Here is a 14,572-nt window from a genome sequence, read left to right as displayed (position 1 = left end):
TAAGGCGTATTAGCGACCGGTTGTTGTTGGCAAGCTTGCTGATTGCCACGCACCCATACCGCCAGACAAAACAGAAACCTGTTCAAATCCTGCTTTATGCATTGCTGTTGCAACGCCTGAGGCAGTCATACCTGCAGCACATACCACTATAATGGGTTTGCTCTTGTACTTTTCAAGGGTTGAAAAATCAGATTCTTTGGCTTTTTCAGGGTTTAAATGCACAGCACCGGCAATATGGCCGGTTTTAAACTCTTTTTGCCCACGCATATCAACAACCTGACCGTCTTCGCGGTTAATAAGTAACGTTAACTGCTGAGGATTGATCTGACGAATTGCTGAAAATTTACTTTTTATTGCGCCACTAACAATAAGAAACGCAATCGCAACCCAAGCTAGGCTTAGAATTGGATGATTTGAGACAAATTCAATATATTGATCCATTCGACTTCCACTATAAAGTTACATGCTAAAACAGGGTGTTTTAGATATTTAATTCATATTTATTGTACTTACATAATGAGCAGTCACTCATCAGTAAATCAATTTAGAGTACTGTTAGGCTACTCTGAATTTTACCTACACAGAGGCTTAACTTACCCCACAAGCCTATTCAATACTTGAATAAAATAGGGATTAGCCGCGCAAGTATACCCAAATCAGCTAAAAATGCGAGTTTAAGCACGCTTGAAAGCCACAATGCCCTGCTCTTTTTAACTGAAAAATAACCTAACCCTTTAAAATATTCAATTGAGAGAGGAAGCTCATTGAAAATTTTTAATATCTTCTTTTCATTGCTGATCCTAGCTATAAAACACGGTATGCTTAGGCTTGGCATGTTGGCATTAATGTTAGCGTGTATTTTAGCAACGCTAGGGTCTGTTGATCTTTCAAGGTTAAATTTGCAGCAGCCTGTTTGGTATTTAGGCAAGGCAGAGCCTATGTGGTGTGGTTATTCCCCATAAATAGGCGATAACGCAGCATCAATGCCAAACAGGTGCTGCCCGAAGGGTTCTGCCTAGGGGCGATTTACTCTTTGTTGCTCGGTTTTGACTTAGCCCACTAGGTTACAAACCTCGCGCCGCGATTAAACCGCCCCTAGTTTGAACAAATTTTAATCCGCAAAGGTCAACAGACCCTAATAGGAGTGACTATGACAGAACATAAAAAACCACTGGTATTAATGATTTTAGATGGCTGGGGATACAGAGAAGATGAGCAAAGCAATGCCATTTTAGCTGCTAATACCCCTGTGTTAGATGAGCTTTGGGCAACGCGTCCTCATACATTAATTTCAGCATCGGGTTTAGATGTGGGTCTTCCTGATGGTCAAATGGGTAATTCTGAGGTTGGTCATGTTAACTTAGGTGCCGGTCGTATTGTTTATCAAGACTTTACCCGCATCACAAAAGCCATTGATGATGGCGAATTTGACTCAACCCCCGCACTGGTTGAAAACATTGATAAAGCTGTTCATGCCAACAAAGCCGTTCATATTATGGGACTGCTAAGCCCTGGTGGCGTGCATAGCCACGAAGACCATATTGTTGCCAGTATACAACTGGCTGCAAAACGCGGCGCTAAAGAGGTGTACTTTCATGCCTTTTTAGATGGCAGAGATACACCACCACGAAGTGCCAAAGCATCTATTGAGCGAATTGAAGCTTTATTTAGCGAACTTAAATGTGGCCGTTTAGCCTCATTAGTTGGTCGCTATTATGCCATGGACAGAGACAACCGCTGGAACCGTGTTGAAAAAGCGTATAATTTAATCACCCTAAGTGAAGGCGACTTTGATTATGAAAATGGCTTAAGCGCACTCAATGCTGCCTACGAGCGCGATGAAAATGACGAATTTGTAGCAGCCAGCACAATTACTCCTAAAGGCTGTAGCCCTGTGCAAGTAAATGATGGTGATACCATTATATTTGCCAACTTTAGAGCAGACCGTGCACGTGAAATCACTCGCGCCTTTGTCGAACCTGGTTTTGACGGTTTTAATAAGAAAAAATCGCCTGAGCTTAGTGCCTTTGTGATGATGACCGAATATGCCGCCGATATTGATGCGCCAGTGGCTTTTGGCCCGACACCACTTAATAACGTACTTGGCGAATGGTTTGAAAAACAAGGTAAAACTCAGCTACGTATATCTGAAACTGAAAAATATGCCCACGTTACCTTTTCTTTAGTGGCGGACGCGAAAATGAGTTTGACGGCGAAACTCGCGAGCTGATCCCATCTCCTCAAGTAGCAACGTATGATTTACAGCCAGAAATGAACTCAAAAATGCTTACCGATAAACTCGTTGCAGCAATAAAAAGTGGAAAGTATGATGCCATTATTTGTAACTACCCTAATGGCGATATGGTCGGCCACTCAGGTGTATTTGAAGCGGCAGTTAAAGCCTGTGAAGCAGTAGATAGCTGCATTGGTCGTGTAGTTGATGCCCTTAAAGAATATGGTGGAGAAGCACTAATAACTGCTGATCATGGTAATGCAGAGCAAATGGCAAACCTTAAAACAGGCCAAGCGCACACAGCACATACTAGCGAGCCAGTACCCTTTATTTATGTAGGTCGTGACGCACAAGCGCATACCGGTAAAGCCTTGAGCGATGTTGCACCTACTATGCTGCATTTAATGGGTTTGGAACAACCTGCAGAAATGACAGGTTCGCCAATTATGGTGTTGAAATAATTTATGAATAAAAGCGCATGCCGCATCATTGCGTGTATATGTGTACTAAACTCATTAGCCACTGCCGTTGCCGTGGCTAATGAAGATCGTACCAAAAAAGACCTATCCCAAGTACAAGTTGCTTTAGAGCAAAGCCAAGCTGAGTTTCAACAACAGCAAAAAGAAATAGCTAAACAGCAGCAAAAACTAAAAACACATGAGCTCGCTATAGCGAAAAACGCTAAAGCACTTAATATGGCTGAGCAATCCGTTAAAAAAACACAACAACAGCAAGCAGAGCAACAACAACGCGCGGCAAAGCTTGAAAAACAACAGGCCCAATTTCAACGTATTTTAGCAGCACAGTTAAAAAGTGCTTATATGGCAGGTAGCGATGACTATTCAAAAATGCTACTTAACCAAGAAGATACCGCCAAATTTGAACGCACACTTAGCTACTATAACTACCTGAATAAAGCTCGTATAAAGCAACTTGATGATCTTAAAGCACTGCAAGTTGAGATTGCAAAAAATCAAGCTGAGCTTGCGAAAACAAAAGAGAGGCTCGTTGCTTTATTTGAGGAGCAAAAAAGACGACAAGCAGCACTTCTTGGGGCTAAAAATGAGCGCCAAGCAAGCTTACAAAACCTAAAAAAGCAGTTAAATAAAACCAAAAATTCCATTAGCTATTTAGAAGAAAACGAACAAACGCTGATCGCAACTATTAAAGAACTTGAAGAAGAAAAAACCACAAAAATTGAGCTATTGGGCCTAAATAAAAATAAAGGAAGATTAAGCTGGCCGAGTAAAGGCAAACTAACGCACAAGTTTGGCCAACGTAAGCACGGCGGAATTAACTGGAAAGGCGTGTTAATTTCTGCTGCAGAGGGCACTTCAGTAAATAGCATTCATAACGGTCAGGTGGTATTTGCAGATTGGTTAAAAGGTTACGGCTGGGTGATTGTTGTGGACCACGGTGAAGGCTTTATGAGCTTATACGGGCATGCACAAACCTTACTCAAAGATGTGGGTGATATGGTCAGAGAGGGTGAAAGCGTTGCTTTAGTTGGGCAAAGCGGTGGACAAGCCGATTCTGGTCTATACTTTGAAATACGCCACAAAGGGCGTGCTGTTAATCCCATAAAATGGTGCAGACGTATTTAATCTTAAAATAACTGCATCCTAGTAGAGGCAGTTATGATAAACACACACATTTGCCAAAAAAAAGTATCACAAAAAAATCAATATCTTGGTTTTGTTTGCAGGTATTTTTTTATTGGCACTTTTTGGCTTTATAAATAATGCTCATGCCAGTTCGGTCAAAGATTTAGAAAGCCAAAAAATAAATGAAATACTGTTTAATATTCATACCTACTACGTTGATGATTTAGCACTGCATAACAGTGAATACATTGAATACAACACCTCTCAATTTGAACGCTTATACTCTAAACTCGATCCCTACTCTAAATATTTAGATAAAAATGAGCTAAATGCGTTATTTGATAATACCAATGGTCGCTATACTGGCTTAGGCATTGAGGTCAAAAATATTGAGCAGCGCACCACGATTGTTAAAGTAATTAATAATTCGCCTGCTAAACAAGTCGGCCTGCGAGCTGGCGATATTATTACAGCAGTTAATAATCAGCAGATTAAAAATAGTCCTATTGATATAGTCGCGCAGCAAATTAAAGACAGCCCCAACAATAAAGTACAACTAAGTATTATCCGAAATAACAATCTAAAACCGCTCATATTTAACCTCAGCAGAAAACAAATAAAACTGGCCAGTGTAACTAAGCAACTACTTGATGCGGGTAGCGGTTATATTGCTATAAATACCTTTTCAAACCACACCTTGCATGAAGTTGCCTTACAAATAGCCGCTATGCAAAACCATTACGGCCACGCATTAAAAGGCCTGATTATTGATTTACGAGACAACCCTGGCGGGACTTTAAAAAGCGCGGTTGCTGTGGCAGATCTCTTTTTACAAGATGGTCTAATAGTAACAACCAAAGGACGTTTTTATGATTCTAATCAGTCGTTTTACGCTAAACGCGGCGATATTTTAAAAGGCGCACCTATTGTTGTACTGATTAACGAAAACTCAGCCTCTGCAGCAGAAATACTGGCTGCAGCACTAAAAGAAAATATGCGTGCAAAAATAGTGGGGAGTCAGTCATTTGGCAAAGGGTCGGTACAATCACTCATTCCATTAGGCGATGGTGATACCGCCTTAAAACTAACTACCGCACGCTACTTTACGCCATCAGGTGAATCGATTGAAGGTATTGGCGTGACCCCGAATGTGGCGATTAATCAAACAACGCTTCCACAAACAAATAAAGCCGTTATAATAAAAAATGAACAATTAGAACAAAACACCGTTTTTAGCACTGAAGATTTAGCCGACATCCAGTTAACCAAGGCAAAGCAGCTACTCAATATGCACTAAATTCGGTAAATTATTTTAAACACGACAAAGATAATAAAAATTATAAAACGTGAAAACTATAAATTTAATGGTGTTAGCAGGGCTTTTTTTAGCCTTATTTGCAACATCGAGTGCTGTTAAAGCCAAACAAATAGCCATAGTGATCGATGACATAGGTTATCATCAACGTGATTTAGAATTCCTGAGTTTACCTGGGCAGTTGTCCTATTCAATATTGCCCCACACCCCCTATTCTCAAATATTTGCAACCCTTGCTAGTCAGTCAAATAAAGAGCTCCTGTTGCATGTTCCTATGCAAGCTTTAAATGGTAAAAAGCTGGGCCCTGGGGCGCTCACTTTAAATATGGACAAAGCCCAACTTCAACAAACACTCGGTAATGCGCTGGCTAGTTTGCCACAAGTTAAAGGGGTTAATAACCATATGGGCTCTGCGCTCACTCAGCAAACCCAAGCAATGAAATGGACCATGGAAGTACTTAAAAAGCGTCAGTTGTATTTTCTTGATAGCCGAACAACCGACTTAAGCCAAGCACAGAATGCAGCTAACTTTTTAGGGGTAGAGAATATTGGTCGGCATGTATTTTTAGATAATATAACGACCCCTGAGCAGCTACAATTTAGGCTAGAAGAACTAAAATCAAAAGCAACTAAGTATCAGTTTGCCATTGCAATAGCGCATCCCTACCCCGAAACCATCGATTTTTTACGCCACGCTTTGCCGCAATTAACCGAGCAAGGATTTGAATTGGTGCCAGTATCACAACTGGTAGAGAAAAAGTATATTCAACTAGCACAAGCTCATGGTAAAGGGATTAATGCTCGATAACTCACGCTTTAATAAAAAAGTTAAATGTACTCCGAGATAAGAAAAGAATTTTTTACTGTGATACTTAAATGGAAAACGGTCTACTTTAGATTGCCCGCAGTATGTTGTTCAAGACATAGAAGCCAGACCATAGACTTTAGTATTTAAAGTATGAGCCCCTTAGTAGAAACAGAAATAAATATTATTAGTTACTTATTTCAATAAATACAGGTTAGCGTATTTACGCTGCTGCGCTTGTAGAACCACACAATAAAAAAGCCCCACATTTTCATGCAGGGCTTTGTCAGTTTTTTAAGTACGATTAACTCATCGCGCTTTGTAATTTTTTCATTGCTGTTTTTTCCAGCTGGCGAACACGCTCTGCTGATACGCTATACTTTTCAGCCAGCTCTTGCAGTGTTGCTTTATCGTCTGACAGCCAACGAGCACTAACGATATCTTGAGAACGCTCATCGAGTGTTTTCAAGGCGCTAAATAAACGCGTATGCGACTGTTCTTGCCATTGCTGTTGTTCAATGTCGTCAGCTAAATCAGCAGAACCATCGGTTAAGTATTGCACCGGTGAGTAAGTGCTGGTTGGCGCGTCATCGTTATCGTCGCCAGTTAAATCAAAGCCCATGTCTTGGCCGCTCATACGCGACTCCATTTCACGCACTTCTTTTTCACTCACACCTAGCTCACTCGCTACTGTGCTTACTTCAGCTTGGTTAAACCAACCTAAACGCTTTTTATTTTTACGTAAATTAAAAAACAATTTACGCTGTGCTTTGGTCGTCGCTACTTTAACGATACGCCAGTTTTTAAGCACAAATTCATGGATTTCAGCTTTGATCCAATGAACCGCAAATGAAACCAAACGTACACCCACTGATGGGTCAAAACGTTTTACTGCTTTCATTAGCCCGATGTTACCTTCTTGAATCAAATCAGCTTGTGGTAACCCGTAACCCGAGTAGCTTTTAGCTATGTGCGCTACAAAGCGCAAGTGCGACATAATGAGTTGCTTTGCAGCACTAAGATCGCCTTCTTCCTGAAGTCTTTTTGCAAGTTCCTGCTCTTGCTCAACTTTAAGCATAGGAATAGTACTAACAGCTTGAAGGTAGCCATCCATACTTGCGCTTTGTTGCCCAACTGTAAGTGCCATTGCGTATAAATCTTTACTCATTTTTCACCTCGGTGATAAACATTTGAAACCATCTTAGCACTCTTTTAGTAAGAGTGCTAACTTGAATTTAAAACTTTTTTGAATCATAAATCAAGTGGTTTTTTTAGTGTTAAGCCAGTCTACGCTAGGCGACTGAATAACCTATGAATTGATTTAGCCAAAGCAAAGATTAACCTTTTTACTTTGGCTTTTTTATAATTTTAAACTTAAAACATGACAGTTTTAAGTTTATGTGGGCGCTAAATCTTATCGGGTTCTATTTCTGAGATATAACGGTTAACCGATAAATAAGAACCAATAAAGCCCAAGCTAGTGGCCAATAATACCAAAGCGCCAAATTCATTAAGGCTAAGCCCTATTAATGTAAAGCTAGTTTGATATACCCCTGCCACACTACTTACCGCAGCCGATAGCCACCACATCATTAATGCCACGCAAATAAAAGCAAACAATCCGCCAATCACGCCATACCAAATGCCGGTCCATAAAAATGGAGCGTGTATAAAGGTATTGGTTGCCCCCACTAGCTTCATTACCTGTATTTCTTCTTTTTTATCCATAATAGATAAACGAATTGTGTTGCCTATAATAAGCGTCACTGAGGTAAGTAATAGTAGCGCAATAGTGATTACACTCTCTTTTAACAAACTTAGTAATGCATTTAGGCGCTCAAGCCAAGCAATATCAAGCTTACCAAAGTCAACTTCGCGCTCGGCTTCGAGTTTTTTAAGCAATAGCTTAGCCGCATTAGGTTGGCTATGTCGCTGTGTTGGTGTAACTAAAACCACATTCGGTAATGGGTTGCTATCTAAATATTCTAAAGCCTGACCAAACCCAGACATTTCTTTGAACTCATCCAAAGCCTCAGTGCGAGAAATAAAAGTCACACTTTGTATTTCTGGATATAGCGCTAAACGTTTAACTAAAGTTTGTGTTTCTTGCTCGCTCATATTTTCTTTTACAAACAAGGATATTTCGCTGGCTTGCTCAAAACCACTACTCACTTGCTGCACATTTTTAACCACTAAATATAGTGTAGCGGGCAAGGTTAAACTCAAACCGAGTACTGCAATGGTCATCATTGAAGCCAATGGCGTGCGCCACATTTCTCCAAGGCTGTACACACCTTGGCGAAAAATATTAATAATGAAAAAGTAACCACCAGAGAATACTGATTTTTTTGTTTATCATTACTATTTTGACGGCTTTTAAATAGTAAACTCATAATATCCCCTCAGCCAATGGATCTTGGCTCATGCGCCCATCATGAAGCGTTAAGCTACGGTACTTCATTCGCGACACCAAGCCTAAATCATGGGTGGCAATTAAAACCGTGGTGCCATGTTTATTAAAGTCTTCAAACAGGCGTAATATTTCCATTGACAATTCAGGGTCTAAGTTACCGGTAGGTTCATCGGCTAGCAGTATAGGTGGAGAATTGACGATGGCTCGTGCAATCCCTACTCGTTGTTGCTCACCGCCAGAAAGTGTTGAGGGGTGACAGCGAACTTTATCTAACAAGCCCACTTTATCGAGCGCGCCATGTACACGTTTGGCAACCTGCTTGTGGTGAGTCCCTTCAATAATTAAGGGCAAAGCAACGTTATCAAATACCGTATATCGCTCTAATAACCGATGATTTTGAAAAATAATACCAATATCGCGACGTGCATAAGGAATTTGACGCGAATTTAATTTATTTAAATCCACGCCATTGATAAACACATTGCCCGCAGAAGGGCGTTCCATCAAGCTAATAAGCTTTAACAGTGTACTTTTACCGGCACCACTGTGGCCCGTTAAAAAGGCCAATTCACCAGGCTTTATATGAAAGTTCACTTTTTCAAGCGCGCGGTGCCCACCGGCATAGGTTTTACTTACTTGCTGAAAATTTATCATTTTTTATTATTGCCAATTTATTGTGAGCCTTAGGCTTAAAAATAAAATGGTATTCCTCGCAATTAAAAAGGGAGCAGGCTCCCTTTTGATAAATTAAGCGTCGTCCTCATCTTGACTAAATAGCGCGTCAATAAAGTCATCGCTCTTGAAGGTGCGTAAATCATCAATACTCTCACCTACGCCAATGTAACGAATAGGAATATTAAACTTATCGGCAACGGCAAAAATAACCCCGCCTTTAGCAGTACCATCGAGTTTTGATAGTGTGATACCCGTTAAACCTACGCATTGATTAAATAAGTTTACTTGGCTAATTGCATTTTGGCCGGTACCAGCATCAATAGTCAGCATCACTTCATGCGGTGCATCAGGGTCTACTTTTTTCATAACACGGGCTATTTTTTCAAGCTCTTGCATTAAGTTATCTTTATTTTGCAAGCGCCCTGCTGTATCAGCAATTAACACATCGACATTACGTGCTTTTGCAGCTTGAAAAGCATCAAATACTACCGATGCACTATCAGCACCTGTATGTTGAGCTATTACCGGAATGCTGTTGCGTTCACCCCATACTTGAAGCTGCTCTACCGCTGCCGCTCTAAAGGTATCACCTGCAGCAAGCATGACCGACTTACCTTGGTTTTGAAATTGTTTGGCCATTTTACCAATGGTGGTGGTTTTACCTACGCCGTTTACACCTACCATAAGGATAACAAAAGGTTTTTTCTCTGCTGGTATTTCTAAAGGCTGCTCTGCTGTTTTGAGCATAGTTGCCATTTCTTGTTTCATAAGCTCATAAAGGGCATCACCATCTTTAAGTTGCTTGCGATCAGCAGCATCAGTCAAGTTATCAATGAGCTTCATGGTGGTATCAACCCCAAGATCAGCTGTAAGTAACTGAGTTTCTAGCTCTTCAAATAACTCGTCATCAATTTTTTTACCGCTAAAAATAGACGAAAAACCAGAGCCAATATTAACGCGAGTTTTAAGTAAACCTTTTTTAAGACGAGAGAAAAAGCCTTCTTTTTAGGCTGTTCAACTTTTTTTGCATCTTCCTCTGCAAGCTCTGCAGTCAGTCGCTGTTGCTCTAAGCGTTCAGCCTCTTCTTCAGCCGCAATGCGTTCTTGCTCTAAACGCTCATTCTCAGCTTGTTCAGCCGCAATACGCTGTTGTTCTAAACGCTCATTCTCAGCTTGTTCTGCTGCAATGCGCTGTTGCTCTAAACGTTCATTCTCAGCTTGTTCTGCTGCAATGCGTTGTTGCTCTAAACGCTCATTTTCAGCTTGCTCTGCTGCAATACGCTGTTGCTCTAAACGCTCATTTTCAGCTTGTTCAGCCGCAATACGCTGTTGCTCTAAGCGTTCATTCTCAGCCTGCTCTGCTGCAATGCGTTGTTGCTCTAAGCGTTCATTCTCTGCCTGTTCAGCCGCAATGCGTTGTTGCTCTAAACGCTCAATTTCAGCTTGCTCTGCTGCAATACGCTGTTGTTCTAAACGCTCATGCTCAGCTTGTTCTGCTGCAATGCGCTGTTGCTCTAAGCGTTCAGCCTCTTCTTCAGCCGCAATGCGTTGTTGCTCTAAGCGTTCATTCTCTGCCTGTTCTGCCGCGATACGCTCTTGCTCTAACTGCATTTGCGCTTCTTGCTCAGCTAAGCGTTTAGCTTGCTCTTGTCTTTGTTGCTCTGCATCTGCCTGTTGTTTGGCTAATAGCTCAGCGTTAGCGTGTTCAATCGCTTGTTTTTCTGCAGCCGCTGCGCGTTGTGCTTGCGCCTGTTTTTCTTGCTCTAAACGCTCGGCCTCAGCTTTTTCAGCAGCTAGACGTTGTTGTTCAGCTTGCTCTGCTGCTAAACGTTCCTGTTCGGCTTTTTCTGCCTGCTCGTTTGCTAATGCTTTTTGTTTATCAGCTTCCGCTTGTTTTTTATCTGACTTGCCAAAGCCGAGCCACGACATGAATTTACTTTTTTTTGCCATACTTGCTAATAACCACTTATAAAAATCTGATAAACTAACGATAATGATAGCGTGCTTTTAAGCCTAAATAATTGCTTTTTAGCCACACGTTATCCTCGAGGGTGCATAATAGTAACACTTTTAGCGCAGTTGAAAAATGACACGCCATGATATGATTGCAATATTATCTGAGCTAGATCATAGATACCAATTTTTAGTGAGTTAAATGAGAAAAAAAACCACACAAAATAACACCAGTCATAAATCAGCCGATGGCGTTATTAGAATCATTAGCGGCCAATTTCGCGGTCGTAAACTGCCAGTAAAAGATGTCCAAGGCCTGCGTCCTACAACCGACAGAATAAAAGAAACAGTATTTAATTGGTTAATGCACGATACCCGCGATGCGCGCACTCTCGATTGCTTTGCCGGTTCCGGTGGTTTAGGATTCGAAGCGCTATCTCGCTTTGCTAAAAACACCACATTTATAGAACTTGATGCGTTAGCAGCAAAACAACTCACGCAAAATATTGCCACGCTGAATGCGCAAAATGCACAGGTACTCAATACTAATACCTTGACCTTTCTTGAGAGTAAAAACACCAGTGAGGCATTTAATTTAGTTTTTATTGACCCGCCATTTCGTAAAAATTTGGCTCAATCATGCTGTGATTTATTAGAAAATAATCAATGGCTCGACTCTGATGCACTGATATACGTTGAGGTAGAAACAGAATTAACTTCGTTTAAAGCACCAAGTAACTGGTTGTTAATAAAAGAGAAAAAAGCTGGTCAAGTTTTTTGTAGGCTGTACCAACGCCATATAAATTAACACTGTTTTAGCGGTCAGGTTTCTGTTAATATTATCCTTTACATGTGGTGTTGCTTCGGATTACAATACCGCACCATTTTTGAACCACTTGATCAATGTTTGATCAACTTGAGCAACGCTCATAATTTAGGTAGGTGAATTTTTAATGCCAGTAATTAAAGTAAGAGAAAACGAACCGTTTGACGTAGCACTTCGTCGCTTCAAGCGTTCATGTGAAAAAGCAGGTATCCTTTCAGAAGTTCGTCGTCGCGAGCACTATGAAAAACCAACAGCTGAGCGTAAGCGTAAAAAAGCAGCTGCTGTAAAACGTCACATGAAAAAACTTTCTCGTGATAACGCTCGTCGCGTTAAATTATACTAATTATATTAGGTCTTGTATAAATGAGCCTTTTAATAACGCTAAAAGATGCGCAAAAAGATGCGATGAGAGCCAAAGACAAACAGCGTCTTAACCCTATTCGTATGGTACTTGCTGCAATCAAGCAACGTGAAATTGACGAGCAAATAACACTAGACGACGCAGGTATTACCTCCGTTATAGTGAAGCTTGTTAAACAACGTCGCGACTCTTACACTCAGTATAAAGATGCTGGGCGTGATGATTTAGCTGAAATTGAAGCCAATGAAATTACAGCGCTTGAAGCTTTTTTACCTCAACAATTGAGTGAAGAAGAAATCATTGCTCTCATTGACGCGGCTATTGCTGATACTAACGCAGCAGGTATGCAAGACATGGGTAAAGTAATGGGTATAATCAAAAGCAAAGCCGAAGGTCGTGCCGATATGGGCAAAATCTCAGGTTTAATTAAGCAACGATTAACAGCCTAACACTCCCACATACATTAAGTATGATTGAAGTAAACCGAGCCTTGAGCTCGGTTTCTTCGTTTAGAGCACTTCAAAAAAATATGCATTTGTGTTCCAATCTCTGCGTATTATAATTCGCTTTTAACACTTTTATATTTACCTTAGGGCTGTACTTTAAACAATGGCTGGAAAGATCCCACGCAACTTTATCGATGATTTATTGGCACGAACCGATATTGTCGACCTGATTGACTCAAAGGTAGGGTTGAAAAAAGCGGGCAAAGACTATCAAGCTTGCTGTCCTTTTCATAATGAAAAGTCGCCTTCGTTTACTGTATCGCAAGATAAACAGTTTTATCATTGCTTTGGCTGTGGCGCTAACGGCAACGCTATTTCTTTTGTTATGGAGTATGACAAACTCGAGTTTGTTGATGCAATTGAAGAACTAGCCAGTTTACTTAACCTTGATGTTCCTCGCGAGCAAGGAAGCAGTAATGGCCCAGAGCGCACCGCAGCACAAAAACGTTCAGACTACGACTTAATGCTCCATGCAGCGCGTTTCTATCAACACCAGTTAAAACATCATAGTAATTCTGAAACAGTAATAGATTATGTAAAAGGTCGCGGCTTAAGCGGCGCAACAGTTAAAAAGTTTATGATGGGTTATGCGCCCAGCGAATGGGAAGGCCTCTGCCAACAACTTGGGCGAAACCAAGAACAAAAAGAGCAATTAGTTGAGCTAAAACTCGCATCAGAGAAAACCCCAGGTAAACAGTTCGACTTTTTCCGTGATCGCTTAATGTTCCCTATTCGTGATAAACGCGGTCGCGTTATTGCTTTTGGTGGGCGAGTAATGCAAGCGGATCAAGGGCCTAAATATTTAAACTCTCCGGAGACGCGCATATTTCATAAGGGCTTTGAACTCTATGGGCTTTATGAAGCTAAACAAGCGCACAAAAAGCTTGACCATGTACTGATTGTAGAAGGCTACATGGACGTAGTAGCGCTGGCAGAACAAGGTATTGAATATGCCGTAGCAGCCCTTGGCACAGCGACAACTAGCGAGCATATGCACACTTTATTTAGAACCACTGACAAAGTTATTTGTTGCTACGATGGTGACCGTGCAGGTAAAGATGCTGCGTGGCGTGCACTGGAAAATGCACTTCCTTACTTAAACGATGGTAAAGCACTGCATTTTGTATTTTTACCCGATGGTGAAGACCCTGATTCACTTGTACAACAAGAAGGTAAAGAGGCTTTTGAGCAGCGCCTTGAAAACGCCGATGACTTCACTAAAGTGCTGTTTAATAAACTAAGTAAAGAGATTGATTTAACGCTTGATTCCGGTAAAGCTAAGCTACTTAGTGCAGCATTGCCATTAATTGAAAAGATCCCAAGTGAGTTCTATCAAGAAAATATCCTAGAGCAGTTAGGCAGATTAATTGGTCGCACCCGTGAGCAACTTAATAATCACTTAAAAACGCCAAAACAACAGCAAGCAATTGAACGCAAATTTAAAATTACCCCCATGCGCCAAGCGATAGGTATTTTAATTCAGCATCCTAATTTGGCAAAAAGCGTGCCCTACTTGCCTGATTTAGCACAAATGAATATAGCGGGTATTGGCTTATTATTGCGCCTGCAACATCAAGCATTACAAAAAGATGGCATTACCACTGCACAAATTCTCGAATCATTTAGAGATACTGATGACTACGAGCCACTAACTAAGTTAGCGACATGGCAACATCAAATAAATGAAGAGCGTTTAGAAACTGTTTTTCAAAATACTTTTAAATTTATTGAAGATCAGTGTTTAAATTATCGACTAGAGACCCTATTAATAAAAGATAAGACACAGGGCTTAAATAGCGATGAACGACTAGAATGTCATTTGCTAATGACAGCGTTAAAAACGACTAACAGTTAGGGTCTGTTTATCTTTCGAGGTTAAGTT

At 40.8% G+C, this 14,572-nt stretch carries 11 protein-coding genes and 3 pseudogenes; 9 read left to right on the top strand and 5 right to left on the bottom strand.

All coding sequences use genetic code 11. The annotated features are described in order from the left end of the window. Positions 1-9: 9 nt before the first annotated feature. Positions 10-441: a rhodanese-like domain-containing protein gene (locus P20439_RS09455; protein WP_008114901.1), complete on the bottom strand. Its 432-nt coding sequence runs from the start codon at positions 439-441 to the stop codon at positions 10-12. A 323-nt stretch (positions 442-764) separates the two neighbouring features. Here P20439_RS09455 and P20439_RS18500 point away from each other — a divergent pair, with 323 nt between their 5' ends. The 5 genes and pseudogenes from P20439_RS18500 (at position 765) to P20439_RS09430 (ending at position 5,960) form a co-directional block, all read left to right on the top strand. Then, complete coding sequence (locus tag P20439_RS18500; protein WP_131691717.1) at positions 765-962, top strand: hypothetical protein; 198 nt, start codon at positions 765-767, stop codon at positions 960-962. A gap of 188 nt (positions 963-1,150) precedes the next feature. Beyond that, positions 1,151-2,694, top strand: a pseudogene (gene gpmM / locus P20439_RS09445) (2,3-bisphosphoglycerate-independent phosphoglycerate mutase). Positions 2,695-2,697: 3 nt separating this feature from the next. Continuing rightward, positions 2,698-3,837, top strand: coding sequence for a murein hydrolase activator EnvC (locus tag P20439_RS09440; RefSeq protein ID WP_008466404.1), 1,140 nt, complete (start codon positions 2,698-2,700; stop codon positions 3,835-3,837). 91 nt (positions 3,838-3,928) lie between these two features. After that, a complete protein-coding gene (locus P20439_RS09435) occupies positions 3,929-5,134 on the top strand; it encodes a S41 family peptidase (protein ID WP_008466402.1) in 1,206 nt (401 codons plus the stop codon). Between the two features lie 67 nt (positions 5,135-5,201). Next, positions 5,202-5,960 (top strand): divergent polysaccharide deacetylase family protein, encoded by a 759-nt coding sequence (locus P20439_RS09430; protein WP_008466400.1) that lies wholly within the window; start codon positions 5,202-5,204, stop codon positions 5,958-5,960. 301 nt (positions 5,961-6,261) lie between these two features. Here the strand turns inward: P20439_RS09430 and rpoH are convergent, their stop codons facing one another. The 4 genes and pseudogenes from rpoH to ftsY all read right to left on the bottom strand — a co-directional run bounded on the left by rpoH (position 6,262) and on the right by ftsY (position 10,994). Continuing rightward, entirely contained in the window at positions 6,262-7,125 is an 864-nt protein-coding gene (gene rpoH, locus P20439_RS09425; protein ID WP_008114893.1) for an RNA polymerase sigma factor RpoH, read from the bottom strand. A gap of 239 nt (positions 7,126-7,364) precedes the next feature. Beyond that, positions 7,365-8,350, bottom strand: a pseudogene (gene ftsX, locus P20439_RS09420) (permease-like cell division protein FtsX). Next, entirely contained in the window at positions 8,347-9,024 is a 678-nt protein-coding gene (ftsE, locus tag P20439_RS09415) for a cell division ATP-binding protein FtsE (RefSeq protein ID WP_008466397.1), read from the bottom strand. Before ftsE ends, ftsX begins: the two are co-directional and overlap by 4 nt. A gap of 93 nt (positions 9,025-9,117) precedes the next feature. Then, a pseudogene (gene ftsY / locus P20439_RS18235) lies at positions 9,118-10,994 on the bottom strand (signal recognition particle-docking protein FtsY). Between the two features lie 205 nt (positions 10,995-11,199). Here ftsY and rsmD point away from each other — a divergent pair. The 4 genes from rsmD to dnaG all read left to right on the top strand — a co-directional run bounded on the left by rsmD (position 11,200) and on the right by dnaG (position 14,545). Next, positions 11,200-11,805, top strand: a complete 606-nt coding sequence (gene rsmD, locus P20439_RS09400; protein ID WP_008466391.1) for a 16S rRNA (guanine(966)-N(2))-methyltransferase RsmD — start codon at positions 11,200-11,202, stop codon at positions 11,803-11,805. 145 nt (positions 11,806-11,950) lie between these two features. Beyond that, entirely contained in the window at positions 11,951-12,166 is a 216-nt protein-coding gene (gene rpsU, locus P20439_RS09395) for a 30S ribosomal protein S21 (RefSeq protein ID WP_002957797.1), read from the top strand. A gap of 20 nt (positions 12,167-12,186) precedes the next feature. Then, a complete protein-coding gene (locus P20439_RS09390) occupies positions 12,187-12,633 on the top strand; it encodes a GatB/YqeY domain-containing protein (RefSeq protein ID WP_008114877.1) in 447 nt (148 codons plus the stop codon). A 160-nt stretch (positions 12,634-12,793) separates the two neighbouring features. Beyond that, positions 12,794-14,545, top strand: a complete 1,752-nt coding sequence (gene dnaG / locus P20439_RS09385; protein ID WP_008466388.1) for a DNA primase — start codon at positions 12,794-12,796, stop codon at positions 14,543-14,545. Positions 14,546-14,572: the final 27 nt, after the last annotated feature.

The organism is Pseudoalteromonas sp. BSi20439, assembly GCF_000241165.1.
Taxonomy (GTDB): domain Bacteria; phylum Pseudomonadota; class Gammaproteobacteria; order Enterobacterales; family Alteromonadaceae; genus Pseudoalteromonas.
The sequence above is the reverse complement of the archived record's forward strand: the minus strand, read 5'-3'. Positions and strand labels throughout refer to the sequence as shown.

Excerpts from the sequence above, each read along its gene's own strand:
- P20439_RS09455 (WP_008114901.1), bottom strand. The coding sequence starts at position 441 with ATGGATCAATATATTGAATTTGTCTCAAATCATCCAATTCTAAGCCTA.
- P20439_RS09440 (WP_008466404.1), top strand. The coding sequence starts at position 2,698 with ATGAATAAAAGCGCATGCCGCATCATTGCGTGTATATGTGTACTAAAC.
- P20439_RS09430 (WP_008466400.1), top strand. The coding sequence starts at position 5,202 with ATGGTGTTAGCAGGGCTTTTTTTAGCCTTATTTGCAACATCGAGTGCT.
- rpoH (WP_008114893.1), bottom strand. The coding sequence starts at position 7,125 with ATGAGTAAAGATTTATACGCAATGGCACTTACAGTTGGGCAACAAAGC.
- ftsE (WP_008466397.1), bottom strand. The coding sequence starts at position 9,024 with ATGATAAATTTTCAGCAAGTAAGTAAAACCTATGCCGGTGGGCACCGC.
- rsmD (WP_008466391.1), top strand. The coding sequence starts at position 11,200 with ATGAGAAAAAAAACCACACAAAATAACACCAGTCATAAATCAGCCGAT.
- rpsU (WP_002957797.1), top strand. The coding sequence starts at position 11,951 with ATGCCAGTAATTAAAGTAAGAGAAAACGAACCGTTTGACGTAGCACTT.
- P20439_RS09390 (WP_008114877.1), top strand. The coding sequence starts at position 12,187 with ATGAGCCTTTTAATAACGCTAAAAGATGCGCAAAAAGATGCGATGAGA.
- dnaG (WP_008466388.1), top strand. The coding sequence starts at position 12,794 with ATGGCTGGAAAGATCCCACGCAACTTTATCGATGATTTATTGGCACGA.